Consider the following 18,887-nt stretch of genomic DNA (forward strand, 5'->3'; position numbering starts at 1 on the left):
TAAAAAACATGAACTTAAGGCATATTTATGGTAAAAGACTGTAATCAAGAGATTGTGATTTATTAAAATATACTATTATATTTGAAAATGGTTTGTGAAAAGAATGGTGGTTACAATAGGAAAATGTGGTATCGCATGCGGATTATGCAAGAACTTCAATAATGGATGCTCTGGCTGTGAAATAGAAAACATATCAAAACATTCATGCATCATTTTCAATTGCGCTGAGAATAAAAATATTGAACACTGTTTGAAATGTAATGATTACCCGTGCAATTTGATGCGCGGTCTTTCCAAGGCATATTGTCCTGTATTCCCTTTAACTAAGTTGAACTTACAATAAATCTCTTTACAAATTATCTTTCACATACTCAACTGCATTTCGAAATATGGCTATTCCAGCCCCTTCCTCAGGCAATTCCTCCCGCGTCCATCTGGGATGGTTAGTCCTGTGCTGGAACGCCTCAGGATGCGGCATCATCCCGAAAATGCGGCCTGTTTCATCGCATATTGCTGCAATATTATCTATCGAGCCATTTGGATTATGGGGATATCCGGCAGAATTTCCCTGTGTATCCGTATATTGGAGAACAATATGATTCCCTTTTCTTAATTCTGCAAACACCTGTGGGTTTTTTGCTATGAACTTCCCCTCGCCGTGGCGCACGGGAAGATATATCCTGTCAATCCCTTTCATAAATACGCATTTTGATCTTTCGTTTGCCTTAAGATGTACCCATCTGTCCTCGAATCTCCCCGAATCATTAAAAGTAAGTGTAACTTCCTGTGTAGCATAATCGCCATTGAACCCGGGCAGCAAACCCATTTTCACCATGGCCTGGAAACCATTGCAGATACCAATTATCAATTTTCCCGTATCAATGAATTCCTGTATTTGCTCTCCAATATTATATTTGATCATATTCGCAAGTACTTTACCGGATGCTATGTCATCCCCGAATGAGAAGCCTCCCGGGAAAGCAAGGATATGATAATCTTCGAGCCTTTCCTTTCCATTGATCAGGTCGTTGATATGAACACGTTTGGCTTCGGCGCCTGCAAGTTTGAATGCATGCTGGGTTTCCATATCGCAATTTATGCCATAGCCAGTGAGGACAAGAACTTTCGGGGTCATTGTAATGTCACTATGGAAAAGAAATTTAAATAAGTATCTACATCTAGAAGTCTGGAATAATAAACTACAAAAGGAGTGTCCTGGTTTTGTCATCTCATCTATTATCTATTTCCGACTTATCGTATGCAGATATTATCTATTTACTTGATACTGCTTCTGACCTGAAAGAGAAAAGGGCACGCGGAAAAACGTTTGATATACTCAAGAATAAAACCCTTGCCATGCTTTTTGAGAAATCCTCAACCCGCACAAGGTTATCCTTTGAAGTGGCGATGACTGACCTTGGCGGGCATGCGATATATCTTAATTATAAAGATATGCAGCTCGGGCGCGGGGAATCTGTAGCTGATACGGCCCGTGTGATGTCCCGTTATGTCCATGCGATCATGGCGCGGGTGTATAAGCACGAAACGCTTGTCGAACTTTCAGAAAATGGTACTGTACCTGTAATAAACGGTCTTTCTGATCTTGAACATCCCTGCCAGCTCCTTGCTGATCTTCTTACTATCCGGGAATACAAAGGAAAATTCAAGGGTTTGAATTTTGTATGGATCGGAGATGGAAATAACGTATGCAATTCTGCTATGCTTGCATGTGCGCTCACGGGCATGAAAATGACCGCAGCATGCCCGCAAGGGTATGAGCCGAATGCCGAAATCCTCGCGAAAGCGAGGGCTCTGGGAGGAACAATAAATATCATTAATGACCCAATGAAAGCAGCAAAGAAAGCTGATATCCTCTCAACCGATGTATGGGTATCAATGGGTGATGAGGAAGAATATGACCAGAGGTTACACGACTTTGCACCCTACCAGATCAATAGCAAGCTTTTAGAACAAGCCAAGCATGATGTGATGGTGCTTCACTGTCTTCCTGCCCACAGGGGCGAGGAAATCACAGCAGAAGTTGTTGACGGGCCAAACTCGGCTGTATTTGACCAGGCCGAGAACAGGCTGCATGTCCAGAAGGCATTGCTCCTGAAATTGCTGTCATAAGACCCTATTGCGGGGGTCGCCCAGTCCGGTCAAAGGCGTTAGCTTCAGGGGCTAATCTCGCAGGAGTTCGTGGGTTCAAATCCCATCCCCCGCATAATTAATTTTTTTATGAAGAAAACAAGTCATTTCTTCCTGAAAAGGCTAAAATTTGACATGGAATCCAATGGTATAGACATCTGTGTTAATGGAATCGAACTGCGCCTGTTCTTTGATTTTTATGCAGAGCTATTTAAAAATTTATCAAAAGTTTGAAAACAGCTCTGGAAAGAACAGAAAAACAGTTTTTGCATGCTAAATACTTTGTTCCTGGCTCACAAGCTGCATGGAACGATCTACTTTATTACTCAGATCCTTTTTTTTCCTGGTTGTGTAATGCAACTGCATTCTTATGTAATGCAGTCAGATCTTCCCGCTTTTTCTTTAGATATTAATTTTCGTAATGCAGTTGAGATGCATTTGCATTCTCCTGGGATGCATCTACACTCCTCCGGAAGTCAATTATCTTGCCTGGAAGATCTCGGCGCATAAATCCCCATTTATTACATTACAATTCTATAATAAAACACCAAAGACCCTCCGGCATGGGCACATAAGAATGAAAATCTGTTGAGCCAATTTTCATAAGAAAATATAACATTTTTTGACTATAATTAAATTAAAACTTAAAAAACTCAAAAACTATCGCCATTTAGATATTAAAGTAATACATTTTAAGAAAATGGCTCTGGAATAATCAATTCAGAGAATATATTTAATTTAAAATATTGGGAGGTTTAATATGGAAAAGAAATGGGTTATCGGACTCTTAACATTAGCGGTACTACTGAGTGGGTGTACCGGACCAACAACAATACCAGGGACGACGCCGGGGGTTACACCAGCACCAACAATGACGCCAGAGGTTACACCAACACCAGCGATGACGTTAGAGGTTACACCAGCACCAACAATGACGCCAGAGGTTACACCAACACCAGCGATGACGTTAGAGGTTACACCAGCACCAACAATGACGCTGGGGGTTACACCAATATCAACAATGACTCCAGGGGTTACATCAACATCAACGGGTTTTGGAGTTACACCAGTATCAACAGCGACACCAGGTGTTACACCAGCATCAACATGATGCCAATGGTTATACCAACAAATACATCAACAGATACCACACAATAAGTGGAAAAGCTGTAAAAGATTCGTATAGAGTGTGCCCCCTTGTTTAAGTGGGCATCTTTTTTTACATTACAATTCTGTCCATAAAGGTTTTTGTTTGCGCTGCCGCATAGATTCTGAGCATCACCAAAACTGCCACCATGACTTTTTTGTGATCTCTTGAGGCGTCGGCATGAGTTGTTTTTGCATCGACATATTAATACTTTGTTCCTGGCTTACAAGCTGCATGGCACGATCTAACTTATTGCTCAGATCCTGTTTTTCCTGGCTGTGTAATGTAAATGCATTCTCATGTAATGCAGTCAGATCTTCCAGCTTTTTCTTTAAATATTCATTTTCATAATGCAGTTGGGTTACGTTTGTAATTTCCTGGGATGCATTTGCACTCTCCTGTGAGTCAACCGTTTTCTCCTGGGATACAACCTCATTTTTTTGGGATGCAAAATAAGCTATTATGACATCCCGTAGGAAAGTACTTCTATCTTTATCCCCCTTCTTTTCTTCAATACTATCGTATAATTCCTGCTCAATTCTTAAAGTAATCTGCGGCATTTTGCATTCACCTGTATCACAAACGCCTCCCGGATATAAAAAACAGCATGCTTAGAAAAACTGGTCATAAATCCTTTCACGGTTCCATCCCGCTAAAAACACCACTCATGCTCCCAAGAAGCTTGTTACCCTTTCCAGTTGGCATGCCTAGCGCGCGACAGCCGCCAGCCCGCCAAAAAAAGGATTTCCGGATCTATACGCAAAAAACCCGTCATCAAAAATCTGCCCGGGTTTAGAAATCTACTTAAGCTTAATAAAACAATTATTGGAAAATATGAACGAAGTAACTGGCATAAGTAAGCACACCATACCTCAAGCTGTGGGAAATGATCTTGTCTTGATAGATAGAAATTTAATGGTAAAACTGATTTCTGAAATAGAAGATAAGCTGGATGAACTGGAAACAGTAACAGATCCTGAGTTTATGAAGCAGGTTTCTTTGAGGGTCAGTGACATTGAGAGTGGAAAGATAGAAGGACTGGATGAAGAAAAGATTTTTGAACTTCTCAAATGATGACTCATGGCATGGTTATTAAAAGCACATCCGCTTATTGAGAAAGACATAAAGAAACTGAGCAAGACCGATAAGGAACATCTCAGAGGGCTGATTTTAAGAATAAAAGAAAATCCCAATAGATTCAAACCGTTAACTGGATCTGCTGGATGTTTCCGGATAAGGTTCAGTGGTTTAAGACTTGTTTATGCGATCAAAGGGGAAACAATATGGCTTATCATTGTGGATAAGCGCAAAAAAGTTTATAAAGAAATGGCAAAAAGAATTAAGAGATTGTGAGGATTTTTCGCAAAAAGCAATACCAGTGTGCGACGGCCGCCAGCCTGTCCCAATAAATCCGCTCTTAGAACGATTGTATCATGTAAATGCGTGTTCTATAACAATTATTACTTATCAATAGAAAAAAGAGATTTTTAGTAAACTAGACTCTGTTGTATTTATATATAAGTATATCATTATTACCACATATGCCCACACCCGGCAAATATGATCTACTGATTTACCTGCATTTCAACGGCCCGATCACATTCAATGATCTTGAAAATATTCTCCGGGGAAACATCCTGTTTGAAGACCTGAACACCCAGATATTGTACAGGCATTTGCGGGAATTGATAGATAGTGATTTTGTATTGAAAATACCCCTGTCGGCTGCAAGAGGTTATGAATACTCTTTGAACCTGGAAAACGATTCACTTATCAATCACATCTCATTTCTTCTCTGGTGTAGAAAAGAAGGTTTGGACTACAACAAGATACTGACTCCGTCAACAGAAGCTCTGATCTTAAATATCCTGAAATCTGATAATATATCCCATGAGAATCTTCTACAAACTTCAAACATATCCACAAAAACACTCAGGAAGCATGTACGGAATCTTATCGATTCCAGGTTCATTCACATAATCCGTCAAAAACCAATGGTTTTTGAGTTCCTTGTAAACGATGTAACCCTGTGGTACCTGACAATGAAAGGTCTGCCAGTTCCGAATATGGAATGCAAATGCAAAGATTCTATCTCCAATATGGATGCCAATAGAGATATTTCAGGATCAAGAGAAATTATGGATAAACTTATAAAACTTCACATTTACTCTTCAACAGTTACAGAAGGGAACACGGCGTCCAATGAAGATGTTGAACGAATTATAAATGACCTTCCCACAAACCTTACGCCAAAGGAAATAATCGAAATTAAAAACACAAAGGATGCCCTGGATCTTATAATAGAAGTGTATAAAGATACGGACTTGAATATTGACCTTATTAAAAACACTCATCAAATACTGATGCGTGGATTGATAAAAGAAGCAGGGATGTTCTTCGCTTCGCCAACAAAAAGAATCGTGGGTTCCAAATTGAAATTGCCATCCACAAATAAAATGATCGAATACTTGATGAAATCCCTGGTGAGTTTTTATGATCTAAACAAAAACCACATTCATCCCCTCATACTTGGTTCGATATTCCACTTCCTTTTTGTTTCGATCCATCCATTCAAAGACGGTAACGGCAGGGCGGCACGACTTATTCATTCTTTCATACTGCTAAAGAGCGGATTTCCTATCTTTGCTTTTAACCCTGAAAGGAAATATGAGTATTTCAACTATCTTGAGAAAGGCAGGGAGTCGGATATAAGTGATTTTGTCAGATTTATAATAGATGAACACAGAAAAATACTTCCTGGAAAGCAATAAGAACGCAGGATAATTATGACGAGGTCACAAATGTAAGGGAAATATCCATCAAACCGAATACAAGTCACGAATGGTACAATGGAAAATATATACATAGCGATAATCCGGCCTCGGAAACCGCAGTACTGATATTCAGCACTGACCGCATGAGGGTAAGCAATGAATGAAATAAATGATGGGAGTGTACAATACGGATGATTATTGAGTGCCCTTCAACACCTTCTTCAAATAATACCCCGTATATGATCCCTCGATCCTTGCTACCTTCTCAGGCGTTCCTTCTGCAATGATCCGGCCCCCGTTATCCCCGCCTTCGGGCCCAAGGTCAATTATATGGTCTGCGACTTTTATGACATCAAGATTGTGCTCGATCACCACTACGCTGTTACCAGCATCCACGAGCCGGGAAAGCATATCGATGAGTTTCTGTATATCCGCAAAATGAAGCCCTGTCGTGGGCTCATCCAGTATATAAAGAGTCCTTCCCGTGCTTCGTTTACTCAGTTCCGTGGAAAGTTTGATGCGCTGTGCTTCCCCGCCTGAAAGCGTGGTTGCGGGCTGTCCCAGCCTTATATATCCGAGCCCGACATCAAAAAGCGTCTGAAGCTGCCGTTTTATTTTTGGAATGTTCTCAAAGAACGCCAGGGCTTCCTCCACGGTCATATCCAGTACCTGTGCAATATTCTTTCCTTTGTATGTAATTTCAAGTGTCTCGCTGTTGAAGCGTTTTCCGTGGCAAACTTCACATGGCACATACACGTCCGGGAGAAAATGCATTTCTATTGTGATAATCCCGTCCCCGCTGCATGCTTCGCATCGTCCTCCCTTAAGGTTGAAACTAAAGCGCCCGGGCTGGTAACCCCGCGCTTTCGCTGATGGGAGTTTTGCGAAAATATCCCTTATCGGTGTAAAAAGTCCTGTATATGTAGCAGGATTTGAGCGCGGCGTCCTTCCGATTGGCGACTGGTCGATTATTATGATCTTATCGATATTATCAAGCCCGATTATTCCCCTGTGCTTCCCTGGCTTTTCCTTTGCATGATAGAACTTTTGCGCAAGCGCCTTGTAAAGAATATCATTAACAAGAGTGCTCTTTCCCGACCCTGAAACGCCTGTTACGCATGTCATGACCCCAAGAGGGATGTTTACATCTATCTGTTTCAGGTTATTCTCTCCTGCTCCGACTATTGTAATTTTGCCTTTTGGTTTTCTTCGGTGATCAGGCACTGCAATCGATTTTCGGTGGCTGAGGTAGTCACCAGTGAGGCAATTTTCACAATTGATTATATCATCAAGGCCTCCAGTCTTCACGACTTCACCGCCATGAACTCCAGCCCCGGGCCCCATATCAACTATAAAATCGGCGCTTCGTATCATCTCTTCATCGTGTTCTACAACTATCACCGTATTTCCAAGATCTCGAAGCCTGGTGAGCATATTTATAAGCCTCCCGTTATCGCGCTGATGAAGGCCGATACTGGGTTCATCAAGAATATAAAGAACGCCTACAAGGCTTGAACCGATTTGTGTGGCAAGCCGGATCCTCTGGCTTTCTCCTCCGGAAAGCGTGCCCGCCGCCCTGTCAAGGGTAAGGTAATCAAGACCAACATCCATTAAGAATCCCAGGCGAGCCCTCAGCTCTTTCATGATGGGCTTTGATATGATCATTTCTTTTTCTGAAAAACTAATTTCCTCAAGGAACTCAAGAGCTTTTTTCACGGACAGGCGTGTAGTCGCAATGATCGACCTGTCGGCGATCGTGACTGCAAGACTTGATGGTTTTAATCTTTCGCCATTACATACCGTACAGGGCTTGATGCTCATGTATTGCTGGATTTTCTCCCGCGCTTCCTCTGATTGAGATTCCCTGTATTTTCTATTAAGGTGTGGAATTATCCCCTCAAAAACGCTCCTGTGTTCCCAGAGGCCGTCCCTGTCCCTGGGCACATACTTAAAAAGTATCGCTTCAAGGCTCCCATGCAAAATTATCTGCTGGTGTTCAGGCTTAAGCTCCGAAAACGGTGTATCCAGTGAAAAATCATAGTGTTTTGCAACAGATTGCAGCATCTGGCGATAATACCCATGTTCATATCCCCATGGTTCTATGGCGCCTTCACTGATCGATCTGGTTTTGTCGGGAATTATAAGGTCAGGATCAAATTCCATCGTGTTCCCAAGTCCCTGGCAAGTCGGACAAGCCCCGCGCGGGCTGTTGAATGAGAACATGTTGGGTTCAAGAGGCTCAAAACTTATCCCGCATTTTATGCATGCTGCATGCTCGCTGAAAAGAAACTCTTTGCCATCAAGAACTTGCGCCACAGCAATGCCATTTCCCTCACGCAGGGCCGTGGCAACGGAATCCGCAAGCCTTTCTTCAATACCTTTTTTTACTACCAGGCGGTCTACTATGACATCGATATCGTGTTTTTGCTGTTTGTTAAGCGTGATCTCTTCAATCAGTTCAAGCATTTTGCCATCAACACGAACCCTGCTGTACCCGGATTTTGAGAGCTCCTCAAATATCTGCTTATATTCTCCTTTCCTTTGCCTTGCAATAGGAGCAAGTATATGAAGCTTTGTATTTTCAGGAAGCAGCATCAGTCTGCCCACGATCTGTTCTACGGTCTGCGGTGTTATCTCGCTCCCGCAATTCGGGCAGTGCTGTTTTCCTATGCGGGCATACAGGAGACGCAGGTAATCATAAATTTCCGTAACTGTTCCTACAGTTGAACGGGGATTCTTGCTTGTGGATTTTTGTTCTATAGATATTGCGGGAGATAATCCTTCAATATATTCCACATCAGGTTTATCCATCTGTCCCAGGAACTGGCGGGCATACGCCGACAGCGATTCAACGTACCTGCGCTGGCCTTCCGCATACAATGTATCAAAAGCAAGGGAGGATTTTCCCGAACCCGAAAGTCCGGTTATGACTATTAGTTTGTTCCTGGGAAGTTCCAGGTCTATATTCTTAAGATTGTGGACGCGTGCGCCTTTTATTATGATTTTATCTGTTGACATAAAGAGAGTGGTTTTATATTGTTTTGAAAAGCTAAAGAATTATGTAATGGTACTTATAGCTATTCGTATCCTGTCTTCTTTCTTTTTTTGTTGTAATAATATGCCATCATGCCAATCGCAATCCATGCTCCTGCAAACATAATAGCATTGAGGTTCAAATAAAGAGCAAGGATAAAGCAGAACAATAATCCGAGTACTGGCGGAACAGGGTATAATGGTATCTTGAATGTACGGTCTGCATAAGGCATTTTTTGCCTTAGCCGCACCGCACTTAGATTGATGAAAAAGAAAGTCAGCAGTGTTCCGAAGTTAAAGACCGAAGCAAGCCATTCCAGATTGCCCCGGGTAACAATAACAATTAATGCAATTACAACTCCGGTGATCAGAACCGTGAAGAAAGGAACACCATTTTTTGAAACTCTTGCAAGTGAAAGCGGGATTACATGCTGTCTTGCCATTGCAAAAAGGGCCCTTGAACCACCGAGTATGGAGGCCATAACCACGGATGCTGTTGCAAACAGCGCGGAAATAGAGATGAATTTCAGCAGGAAAAAATTATTTGTTGCTACCCTCATTGATACTTCCAGCGGTGCGCTCGAAGTGCCTATGATCTTCCAGTTCAACAGTCCGACCTCAACCGCCGAAACACCGATATAAAGCAAAGTGCTTACTCCGAATGCGAGCATTATTGCCCTTGGTACTGTCTTTTCAGGGTTCTTTATTTCTTCAGAAAGCACAGTGACCGTATTGAAGCCTATGAACGCAAAGAAAATTATTGCAGCGCCTGAGAGCATTCCTGCAAAACCCCTGGGAAAAAACGGATGATAATTGGAATAATCCCCGCTTGAAAATATGAAAAATCCTCCTACAATTATGAAAAGTACAAGTGCTGTAACCTTCAGTATCACCAGTAAATTGTTTGCGCTTGAAGCTTCCTTTGTTCCTTTAAGGTTTAACAGCATGAAGAGCAAAGGCAGTGCTGCCCCGACAATTATTATTACATTTTGCATGGCCGGGATTCCAATAAAATATGTAAAGTATGTTGCGAATCCTATGCTAACTGCGCTTGCTCCCACTATATAGTCGAATGATTTAGTCCAGCCAACCAGGAATCCCCAGAATTTTCCGAACGCCTTATCTGCATAAATGTAGGAACCTCCGGCTTCGGTAATGAATGAGGACAGCTCGGCAGAACTCAATGCTGTAAGAAATGCAGTAGCTCCTGCAATCATGAATGAAAGTATGACAGCAGGTCCTGCGATCCCGGAGGCAACACCGCTCAGGACAAAGATTCCTGCGCCAATTATTGCACCGATACTTACGTTCGTGGCCCCTAACAACCCCAGACTTCTTTTCAATTGAGGCATCTATTCTCCCGATTTTTATAACACTCCTTCTCCAGCCCTTATTATTCTATCTACTATACCATATTCCACTGACTTTTCTGCTGTAAGGAAAAAGTCCCGGTTCGTATCATTCTCAATGACTTCTATGGGTTGCCCTGTATGATAGACCAGGATGTTATCCAGAACTTTCTTGACCCTGTCCAGTTCTTTTGCCTGGATATCTATCTCAGTTGCCTGTCCATGCATGCTGCCAAGAGGCTGGTGTATCATCACTCGTGCGTTAGGAAATGCCATTCTCCTCCCTTTTGTACCTGCTGCCAGCAAAATCGCTGCCATCGATGCAGCTTCACCGATACAGATAGTTGCAACATTGCACTTCATACACTGCATGGTATCGTAGATAGCAAGACCTGCACTGATCACACCTCCGGGGCTATTTATATAAATACGGATGTCACCTTCGAAATCTTTGTCTTCCAGATAAAGAAGCTGCGCAATAATACTTTCAGCCATGTCCACATCGATATCACCATTGAGAAAAATTATTTGTTTATCCAATAGATGAGAATATAAATCCATCTGTCGAGGACCATGTGGTGTTTGTTCGGATACATTGAATACGTGTGAATTTGTCATTATCCCGTCCCTCTTTTATGTCTGAACCATTTTCGAACTGAATCCGGCCAGGAATTGATATTCTTACAGTATGCCAATTTAACCCCTGCAAATCATCTGATAGATCCAGAGATGAAACGTAAATATGATATTTCTCTTGATACTAAATAAATGTTTATAACGTGGGAAAACGGCGGGGACTTAGAATCTGTCCGAAAAGTTAAACCACAAATAAAATCGGCGCTTAGAGCGCAGAGATTTTTAAACATGTTTCTGATTAGATGAAATCCTTCATACCAGCGGTTTTGGTTGCATATCACACGGTAAAACTGGTAACTCTGTTGTGTTTACAAGAATTTGGGAGTCGATTTCTTTTGCCCTTTCCAATAATAACCTCTTACCACGTTTTGTTAAGGCAAAGATAGGTATAGATACTCCGAACTGTGCAACTGCCTTTCCTGCCACACCATTTCTGATATATTTGGACATACAACCTGTAGTAATATCAACAAGACGGGTAAGCTCTCTAGCTTCTTCTTTTCCTATACCTGTTAAATGCACACCAAAAGTAATAATGTCAACACCGTGTTTTGGTTCAAGCTGTCTGCATGCTTTTGCTACTTCTACAGAAGACACGGGTACACCAATTTTTTTATAACCGAGTTCAATTGCTTTTTCAACTCCTGCCACAGAATCCAGCTTTGCAGTGATCCGGTCCAATACGATTCCGCCTGCACATTCTATTCTTTTGATAAGTATTGGAATAGGACTCGTCTCCAATAATCCCGGCATCAAGGCGCCTATCCCCTGCACTAAAATGGGGTTGCTGGTTATGACAGTACCTGCCCCATCGCAATTAATGACACAGGAATCTATCAATTCCGCGTCCAGAGCAGTCATGAAGGTCTCAGAGGCCCCAAAGCCAACAAAGACATCCATATTAATTCTCCTGCTGGAAGTAAACATGCCAAATTCCCGTATCCTGTATTCAATATTTTCCTTTGCAATCCGGGAAGTGATTTTTTTTATACCTTTTACTCTGTCCCAGATAGGGCAATATCTGGTCAGGGGATTGCCGACATCAACCACTCTCCCGTCCTCTATGGTGATGCGGGTTCTTCCCATTGCTTCTACAACATGTTTATTCATGCTTTAAAGCACCTTAATTTTAAACTAATGGCTTTGGTTGCCTCTCGTCTGGCAGTTCAGGCAGCTTCGCTGTATTCACAAGAATCGAGTCGCTTACATCCTTTGCTCTTTCCAGAAGCAGTTCTTTACTCCGTTGCGTAATTGCGAATATAGGTATACCATTGCCGAACTGTGCTATGGTGTTACCCTCTATTTGTCCTCTTATCCATTTTGATGTACAGCTTGTGGTCATATCAATAAGCCCGATAAACTCCTTTGCCTCGTCTTCTGGCATAGCTGTTGTATGCACGCCAAAGGCGATCACATCTACGCCGTTCGATTTCTCAAGCATGCGTATCCTCTTTAACTCTTTAATATTTGTAACCGAGACCCCTATTTTTTTATATCCGGCATCAATTGCCCTTTTCACACCTTCTGGTTGATCTATAGCAGCGGTGTCCTTATCGAGCACAATTCCGCCAGCCTGCCCGATTCTTTCTATAAGTTTCGGTATTGGAGAGGTTTCTACCAATCCTGAAATTTTTGCGCCTATCCCCTGTACCAGTTTTGGATTACCGGTAATTACAGTGCCTGCACCATCACATGCTGTTACACAAACATCGAGCAATCCCTTTTTAAGGGCAGTCATAAATGTCTCGCTTGCACCAAATCCAACGAAGGTCTCCATTTCAATTGCTCTGTCGGCTGTGAACATACCGAACTCTTTCATTCTAAGGCCGATGTTTTCCTTTACAATCTGAGGTGTAAATTTCTTTACTCCTGTTACCTTATACCAGATAGGGCAGTATTCAGTCATAGGCTCTCCTACCTCGACTATCTTTCCATTTTCTACCACCACGCGGGTTTTTCCCAACGCTTCCATTATGTGCCTGTCTTTCATAAAATCACCTCGGCTTATGAAGCCTTATTGTATTTGTATAGCTCACCTAACGCATAATTCCTTTTTGAGTAAAGTACCTAATTCTTGGAAAATATCCTTTCCTTGTAGTCTCCAAGTGGCAAACATAGATGCAATGTACTGATAGTTTTCTGCACCTTTTTTTGATCTGAACATGCCGATGATCTTTCGCATAAGTACATGTTCTCTCATAGCCTGCTCACCAAGATTATTGGTTGGTTCCATTCCTGGAAAAAGCACACAGGTATACCAGCTACCCAATCCATTTTTAATATATGTAAGTGGCTTTTTCAAATCTTTAAAGTTAGTGAACTTTTTCAACAATTTTTCCATTTCATGGTCAAATATCTGCTTTTTCAGCATCCTCTCCTCCATAGGTGGATCTTTATCCAAGAATAGCTTTAGTCTGTTAAACTTTCGGTGCACAATTCCAGACAGTTCTCTACCGCCTGGTTTATCAATAAAGTCATCGACCTCTCTTAATAGATGAGACCAACACCGTTGAAGTTGAGCGATTATATTATAGGCACTCCATCCATCGTTAATAGTTGCAATGTCTGTGTTTTCTCCAAGGATCTCTTTCAGAACATCGCTGCCTCTGGATGGTCTTATTACCACTAATATTTCATCATTAGATCTAAAAATCCAGAGCCATTGGTTTGCTGCTTCGACTCTCATACCGGTCTCATCAACATATACAAATTCGACTGTTCTGATTCGGCCAAGAATTCTAAGATATTCCGCTTTGCATGCTTCAGCTACACGATAAAGCATATCCAGTAATCCTTTTGGACTGATGATAAAAGAGATTGCTGCAGCAGCAAAATCTCCGATTCTGCGGATTACACCACGAAGACTGAATTTCAGCATTGCAACATATATCAATAGGTTGATGCCAAACCGTCCTTCTTCAGGATAAGTGTAATTATTGTCTTTCGCGGTGAACCTGTGTCCGCATTTTCGGCATTTATAGAAGTGAACATTATATTGCGTTACTTTGATTTTTGGAGGAGGTGGTATATCTTCAATTGTTGTCGATTCCACATTTTCTATTTCCAGATCATAGCTATTACAACTCTCACAAAAATCTGCTTTGATATCGATGATCTCATCAGGTTCTGGAGTTTGACGAGTGGCTCCTTTATGCCCAAAAGGTGCTCCTTTTTTGTTGGATGTGATTTGTTTGGGAGGGTTCTTTTTGAACCGCTGTGCTGATGGGGGTGTATGTGGATTCTTATATTTTCTAATTTCCGATTCAAGTTCGGAAATTTTGGCTGCTTGCTCCTTATTGGTTCGCTCAAGATACTCAATCCTTTTCAATAGTTCTTGATAACTTTGTTGAATTGGACAATCTTGACAGATCGATTTCACCTGAAACATGGCCGCCCACATAGTAGAATATATTTCGCTATGAAGTACATAGAATTTTGCAATAAGGCAAAAAAGTTATTTGCAAAAGTTAGCTATACAAATACGCCTTATTTACTGTTGTAATATCAGAGTATAATGGTTGTTAAATAGGTAACAGAAGCAAAACATGCGGCAACCATTGCCTTACTGCGGTGATGCACATTGATTTATCGACTATAAAGGAATGCATGAAAAGTTAGCCACCTCGTCCGCTGTGCTTGTGTGATTTTTTAGCCCATATAAAGTCTGGCGTGCGTCTCTATGTATGCGTTTTTCTATAAGTCCTTCTTTATCCAGTATATTCAGGGCATATCTCACAGTTCTGTTTGGAAGACCACTTTCATCTGCAATTTCTTTCTGAGTTAATAGCCCATTATAATCCAGGATTTTGAAAACAAACTTTGCAGACATAGTTAAATTTTTGAATCTCTTTATGCGCCAGTCTTCCTTGGCAATTATCTCTGTCCTGGCCTTAACAAAATTTAACATGCCATTTTATATTATTGCTGCCACACAATAAAGATTGTGTGTTTTTTGGAGAATCCAATAAGATTTTAAACGAACAAATAATATATGGCGAACAATAATATGTGGTGCAACGCGAAGGAGTCAACATGAGCAGGATAGAGAAAGATAGTATCGGGGAAATCGAAGTCCCGGGAAATGTTTTATATGGCGCATTTACAACACGCGCTTCAAAGAATTTCAGGATAAGCGGCATAAAAGCCAGTCCTGATTTTATAAAAGCACTTGCCATCATCAAGAAAGCATGTGCAAAAACCAACATCAAGCTTGACATGTTAAATGAAACCATCGGGGATGTGATAATCCAGGCAGCAGATGAGATCATCGAAGGAAAATACAGGGACCAGTTCATTCTTGATGTGTTCCAGGCAGGCGCTGGCACTCCTTTTAATATGAATATGAACGAGGTTATTGCAAATATTGCGATATTGAAACTTGGCGGTAATCCTGGAGAATACTCGAAAGTCCATCCGAATAATCATGTGAACATGGCGCAATCATCAAATGATGTTATTCCGACCACAATAAGATTAAGTGTTCTTCTTTCACTTTTGCCCATGAAAAGGGAACTGGAAGAATTAATTAGGATATTTAATTTAAAAGCAAAGGAATACGACCATGTGATCAAAGTTGGCAGGACTCATCTTGAGGATGCCGTACCGATAAGGTATGGCCAGGTGTTTAGCGGATATGCGGCATCACTTGAAAAATGCCTGGAACGACTTGGAACCTCTGAAAAGAGCATGCTTGAGCTAAGTATTGGCGGCACTGCTATCGGGACTGGTATAAATACACATCCGAATTTCAAGAACAGGGCTATTTCGGAATTGAATAATCTTACGGGTTTTGAATTCCATGCAGGCAACAGTATCATGTTATCATGGAGCATGACCGCTTTTGTGGAAGTTTCCAATGCCCTGAGGATACTTGCTATTGAATTAAATAAGATATCAAATGATCTGCGCCTTCTTAATTCCGGACCCAGAGCCGGAATTTCAGAAATTATCCTTCCCGAAGTTGAACCCGGCTCTTCCATAATGCCTGGCAAGATCAATCCCTCAATAGCTGAAGCTGTGAACATGGTGTGTTTCCAGGTCGCAGGCAACGATCATGCTGTTGCAATGGCAGCAGAAGCAGGCCAGCTTGAGCTTAATGTGATGACACCGCTTATCGCATTTGATCTTTTATGGAGTACCGGGCTCCTGGCGAATACAATGAAGATGTTCCGTGAAGATTGCATATCAGGATTGATAGTGGATGAGAAAAGATGCAATGAACTCATTGAAAATAGTCATGCACTTGCGACAGTATTGAATTCATATATCGGTTATGATAAAGTTGCTCAATTGGTTAAAACAGCGCTTTTGGAAAATAAATCCCTTAAACAGGTACTCATTGAGAACGATATTATCCCGCGGAAATATCTGGACGAGATCCTTGATGCTATGAAGATGACAGAACCCCGGATAGTGGATAAAAGGATCATCAATGAGATTAGATCCCATGGGAAAAAGGACATGATTTGAAGGATTTAATAGATTATAATCATTGTTGATTTCAAATAACTATAAATATTTAGAGTTATAATATTATTTTAAGGAGGCTAGACTAATGGATATATTCGAAGTATTATCCGCCGTTTCAAAGAGAAGAATTAAATTAATGAAAAGCGGCATAACAAAACACAAAGCTCTCATTAAAGCCGAGAGAGTTGTATCTAAAGAATATCACATATCATTATCCGATATACAGAGACTTGTCGGGGATAAGACCAAACCAGGAAGTTTATAGATATATCACAAGCTTTTTAGGATTTGAGTTTGCATCCCGATTATGGTTTAAAGAGTGGTAACATCGTATAAAATATAATTGATCGTTATCTCTTTTCCTTTTGTTTTGAGTTTTAATATTTGAATAAGTGGGGTTAATGTTAATAATGAAAAGATATATCAACTCTTAAATTATATTTGAATTTAGGAGTCAGGATACATGGAACAGGATTTAGCAAGAATAGGCGTTTCTCTTCCCGAGAATTTACTTGAGAGATTTGATGAGATAATCACTAAAAGAGGTTATTCTTCAAGATCAGAAGGAATAAGGGACGCTATCAGGGGTTATATTCGTTATTATGCCTGGATGAGCGAAGTAGAAGGCGAAAGGGTGGGAACCATCTCGCTTGTGTACGACCATAACCAGCGCGGTCTTGTTAATTCCTTGCTTGACATAGAGCATGAATTCACAGATATAATCCGCTCCTCGATCCACATGCATATAAATCATGATATGTGCATGGAAGTGTTGATGGTACGGGGAGAAGGAAAGGACGTTAAGGCAGTTACTGAAAAGATAATGACGCTTCGCGGCGTTAAGCATGTCAAGTTGACAACCATTATCCCGGATGAAGAGATCTAAAGCTATGCGCGAATTTATTTTATATTCAAGAACCGGACGAACAGATTCAAGATTTTCCAACCTGAGAGAAGCCGGAAGACTTGATGTCGTTTACCAGTCCATATTGATGTCGCTTTTTCGATCACATGGGATTAGAAGAGATGTTACATTCCATGCATTGCTGGGAGGACCTCCGAACCCACCGCTTGAACTCATGGTTGAAGGAGAAACACTCAGGGATGCCAGGACTGATGAAAAAACATGGGAAGATATAATGCGAAAAGTCCTTTCAGGAAGGGAACATCCGGGGATAACAGTTCAGAAAAATAGTCTTCAGCACCTTGTTAAAGAGAAACAGAACATATTTGTGCTTGAAGAATCCGGAGAAAGCATAAATACCATTGACCTTGGAAGCGACCCTGTTTTTGTCCTTGGCGACCAGGTGGGATTACCCAGGAAGGATGAAGAATTCGTGCTGAGGTATGGTAAAAAAGTCTCGATCGGGGAAAAAGCGTATCTTGCTTGTGCGTGCATTTCCATTATTAACTATATTCTTGACAGGAGAGAATCTTTTTAAGAGTATCAAAATTGCTCTTATAGTCTGTCTTATAAAACTTAATTGATTGTCTTGCTCCCTGTCAAGATACATCAGGTCTTTGCCACTGAATATTATTGGCATTGTATGTTATATCTTCGCTATTCATATATTCAAGTATCGCTAACTTGAATAAATATGTATACCATTCCATTACAGGCAATTGTGCTTTATTTGATTTCAGGATACTTACATCGCTCCCTATCGTCAATATCGAAAATTCTGTACATTCTTCTTATGCTTCCCGGAACGATCGCTCATGAGACCAGTCACGCATTAGCCGCTTTGCTCATGGGCTCACGTATCACAGAATTCAGCGTCATCCCATCAGGGGACACATTGGGACATGTAGAATATACTGCTCCAAAGATACCCATCATCGGCAATGTTGCCATATCGATTGCCCCATTGATCGGATGTCCGGTAATATTACTGCTTATAAGCAGCTATTTTGGAGTTCATTTTGATCTCCATTCAGGCTCTTTTGACATCCTTACCGAAATAAAATTTTTACTCGATGGAACTCATTCTTTTATAACAGGTCTGGATTACTTAAGCTGGAAAACATATCTTTTCCTTTACTTTGCGCTAACCCTGGGAGCAGGCGCAGCACCCAGTAGAACCGATATCCTGAGCATGCTTCCAGGTCTGATCATAATTGTTACGGCATTCTATGCATTGAATTACTTCGGGATCAAAATTCAATATCTGGATATAATATTCTCATCGTTAAGTGCATCTCTTTCTATAGCGATAATTCCATTACTGGCCGTGGCAGTCATTATTGGGATGCTGGAGTTGATTGCGGTTGTAAAATCATGATGATCTTTATTGGCGATAAAAGGCAGATAACTATATACCCATTATCAAC

Annotated in this window: 21 protein-coding genes and 1 tRNA gene; 13 read left to right on the forward strand and 9 right to left on the reverse strand. The window is 41.1% G+C overall.

Going from position 1 to position 18,887, the window contains the following annotated elements; all coding sequences use genetic code 11:
- Positions 1 to 103 precede the first annotated feature (103 nt).
- Positions 104 to 343, forward strand: a complete 240-nt coding sequence (locus CL181_RS21470; RefSeq protein WP_097298197.1) for a DUF3795 domain-containing protein — start codon at positions 104 to 106, stop codon at positions 341 to 343.
- A gap of 6 nt (positions 344 to 349) precedes the next feature.
- On the opposite strand, the gene purQ is transcribed toward CL181_RS21470, so the two are convergent.
- Positions 350 to 1,135 (reverse strand): phosphoribosylformylglycinamidine synthase I, encoded by a 786-nt coding sequence (purQ, locus tag CL181_RS05275; RefSeq protein WP_097298198.1) that lies wholly within the window; start codon positions 1,133 to 1,135, stop codon positions 350 to 352.
- Between the two features lie 86 nt (positions 1,136 to 1,221).
- Between purQ and argF the strand changes: the two genes are divergently transcribed.
- From argF to CL181_RS19700, 4 genes are all read left to right on the forward strand, one after another.
- Entirely contained in the window at positions 1,222 to 2,130 is a 909-nt protein-coding gene (argF, locus tag CL181_RS05280) for an ornithine carbamoyltransferase (protein ID WP_097298199.1), read from the forward strand.
- Between the two features lie 9 nt (positions 2,131 to 2,139).
- A tRNA-Leu gene (locus CL181_RS05285) sits at positions 2,140 to 2,224 on the forward strand.
- A 14-nt stretch (positions 2,225 to 2,238) separates the two neighbouring features.
- Positions 2,239 to 2,382, forward strand: coding sequence for a hypothetical protein (locus CL181_RS20135; protein ID WP_176505070.1), 144 nt, complete (start codon positions 2,239 to 2,241; stop codon positions 2,380 to 2,382).
- 667 nt (positions 2,383 to 3,049) lie between these two features.
- Positions 3,050 to 3,259, forward strand: a complete 210-nt coding sequence (locus tag CL181_RS19700) for a hypothetical protein (protein ID WP_141398803.1) — start codon at positions 3,050 to 3,052, stop codon at positions 3,257 to 3,259.
- 167 nt (positions 3,260 to 3,426) lie between these two features.
- Here CL181_RS19700 and CL181_RS05300 read toward each other — a convergent pair whose 3' ends face one another.
- A complete protein-coding gene (locus CL181_RS05300) occupies positions 3,427 to 3,855 on the reverse strand; it encodes a hypothetical protein (RefSeq protein ID WP_097298202.1) in 429 nt (142 codons plus the stop codon).
- A 274-nt stretch (positions 3,856 to 4,129) separates the two neighbouring features.
- Here CL181_RS05300 and CL181_RS05305 point away from each other — a divergent pair, with 274 nt between their 5' ends.
- From CL181_RS05305 to CL181_RS05315, 3 genes are all read left to right on the forward strand, one after another.
- Entirely contained in the window at positions 4,130 to 4,369 is a 240-nt protein-coding gene (locus CL181_RS05305; protein ID WP_097298203.1) for a hypothetical protein, read from the forward strand.
- A 6-nt stretch (positions 4,370 to 4,375) separates the two neighbouring features.
- The gene (locus CL181_RS05310; RefSeq protein WP_097298204.1) at positions 4,376 to 4,648 is read left to right on the forward strand and encodes a type II toxin-antitoxin system RelE/ParE family toxin; all 273 of its coding nucleotides are present in this window, start codon (positions 4,376 to 4,378) and stop codon (positions 4,646 to 4,648) included.
- A 188-nt stretch (positions 4,649 to 4,836) separates the two neighbouring features.
- Positions 4,837 to 6,066: a Fic family protein gene (locus CL181_RS05315; protein WP_097298205.1), complete on the forward strand. Its 1,230-nt coding sequence runs from the start codon at positions 4,837 to 4,839 to the stop codon at positions 6,064 to 6,066.
- A 198-nt stretch (positions 6,067 to 6,264) separates the two neighbouring features.
- Here CL181_RS05315 and uvrA read toward each other — a convergent pair whose 3' ends face one another.
- The 7 genes from uvrA to CL181_RS05350 form a co-directional block, all read right to left on the reverse strand.
- The gene (gene uvrA, locus CL181_RS05320) at positions 6,265 to 9,087 is read right to left on the reverse strand and encodes an excinuclease ABC subunit UvrA (protein ID WP_097298206.1); all 2,823 of its coding nucleotides are present in this window, start codon (positions 9,085 to 9,087) and stop codon (positions 6,265 to 6,267) included.
- A 59-nt stretch (positions 9,088 to 9,146) separates the two neighbouring features.
- Entirely contained in the window at positions 9,147 to 10,454 is a 1,308-nt protein-coding gene (locus CL181_RS05325; RefSeq protein ID WP_097298207.1) for an APC family permease, read from the reverse strand.
- A 15-nt stretch (positions 10,455 to 10,469) separates the two neighbouring features.
- On the reverse strand, positions 10,470 to 11,069 hold the full coding sequence (locus CL181_RS05330) for an ATP-dependent Clp protease proteolytic subunit (protein WP_097298208.1): 600 nt from the start codon (positions 11,067 to 11,069) through the stop codon (positions 10,470 to 10,472).
- A 270-nt stretch (positions 11,070 to 11,339) separates the two neighbouring features.
- The gene (locus tag CL181_RS05335) at positions 11,340 to 12,197 is read right to left on the reverse strand and encodes a methanogenesis marker 8 protein (protein WP_097298209.1); all 858 of its coding nucleotides are present in this window, start codon (positions 12,195 to 12,197) and stop codon (positions 11,340 to 11,342) included.
- A 19-nt stretch (positions 12,198 to 12,216) separates the two neighbouring features.
- The gene (locus CL181_RS05340) at positions 12,217 to 13,077 is read right to left on the reverse strand and encodes a methanogenesis marker 8 protein (RefSeq protein ID WP_097298210.1); all 861 of its coding nucleotides are present in this window, start codon (positions 13,075 to 13,077) and stop codon (positions 12,217 to 12,219) included.
- 42 nt (positions 13,078 to 13,119) lie between these two features.
- The gene (gene tnpC, locus CL181_RS05345; RefSeq protein WP_097298211.1) at positions 13,120 to 14,487 is read right to left on the reverse strand and encodes an IS66 family transposase; all 1,368 of its coding nucleotides are present in this window, start codon (positions 14,485 to 14,487) and stop codon (positions 13,120 to 13,122) included.
- Between the two features lie 192 nt (positions 14,488 to 14,679).
- Positions 14,680 to 14,994: a winged helix-turn-helix domain-containing protein gene (locus tag CL181_RS05350; RefSeq protein ID WP_097298212.1), complete on the reverse strand. Its 315-nt coding sequence runs from the start codon at positions 14,992 to 14,994 to the stop codon at positions 14,680 to 14,682.
- 125 nt (positions 14,995 to 15,119) lie between these two features.
- Here CL181_RS05350 and CL181_RS05355 point away from each other — a divergent pair, with 125 nt between their 5' ends.
- The 5 genes from CL181_RS05355 to CL181_RS05375 all read left to right on the forward strand — a co-directional run bounded on the left by CL181_RS05355 (position 15,120) and on the right by CL181_RS05375 (position 18,838).
- On the forward strand, positions 15,120 to 16,556 hold the full coding sequence (locus tag CL181_RS05355; RefSeq protein WP_217993092.1) for an aspartate ammonia-lyase: 1,437 nt from the start codon (positions 15,120 to 15,122) through the stop codon (positions 16,554 to 16,556).
- An 85-nt stretch (positions 16,557 to 16,641) separates the two neighbouring features.
- Entirely contained in the window at positions 16,642 to 16,821 is a 180-nt protein-coding gene (locus tag CL181_RS05360; RefSeq protein ID WP_097298213.1) for a hypothetical protein, read from the forward strand.
- A 198-nt stretch (positions 16,822 to 17,019) separates the two neighbouring features.
- Positions 17,020 to 17,442, forward strand: coding sequence for a nickel-responsive transcriptional regulator NikR (nikR, locus tag CL181_RS05365; protein WP_097298214.1), 423 nt, complete (start codon positions 17,020 to 17,022; stop codon positions 17,440 to 17,442).
- 4 nt (positions 17,443 to 17,446) lie between these two features.
- On the forward strand, positions 17,447 to 17,998 hold the full coding sequence (gene trmY, locus CL181_RS05370; RefSeq protein ID WP_176505072.1) for a tRNA (pseudouridine(54)-N(1))-methyltransferase TrmY: 552 nt from the start codon (positions 17,447 to 17,449) through the stop codon (positions 17,996 to 17,998).
- A 156-nt stretch (positions 17,999 to 18,154) separates the two neighbouring features.
- Positions 18,155 to 18,838, forward strand: coding sequence for a M50 family metallopeptidase (locus tag CL181_RS05375; RefSeq protein WP_141398804.1), 684 nt, complete (start codon positions 18,155 to 18,157; stop codon positions 18,836 to 18,838).
- The last annotated feature ends 49 nt before the right edge of the window (positions 18,839 to 18,887 follow it).

This window comes from Candidatus Methanoperedens sp. BLZ2, assembly GCF_002487355.1.
Lineage (GTDB): Archaea > Halobacteriota > Methanosarcinia > Methanosarcinales > Methanoperedenaceae > Methanoperedens.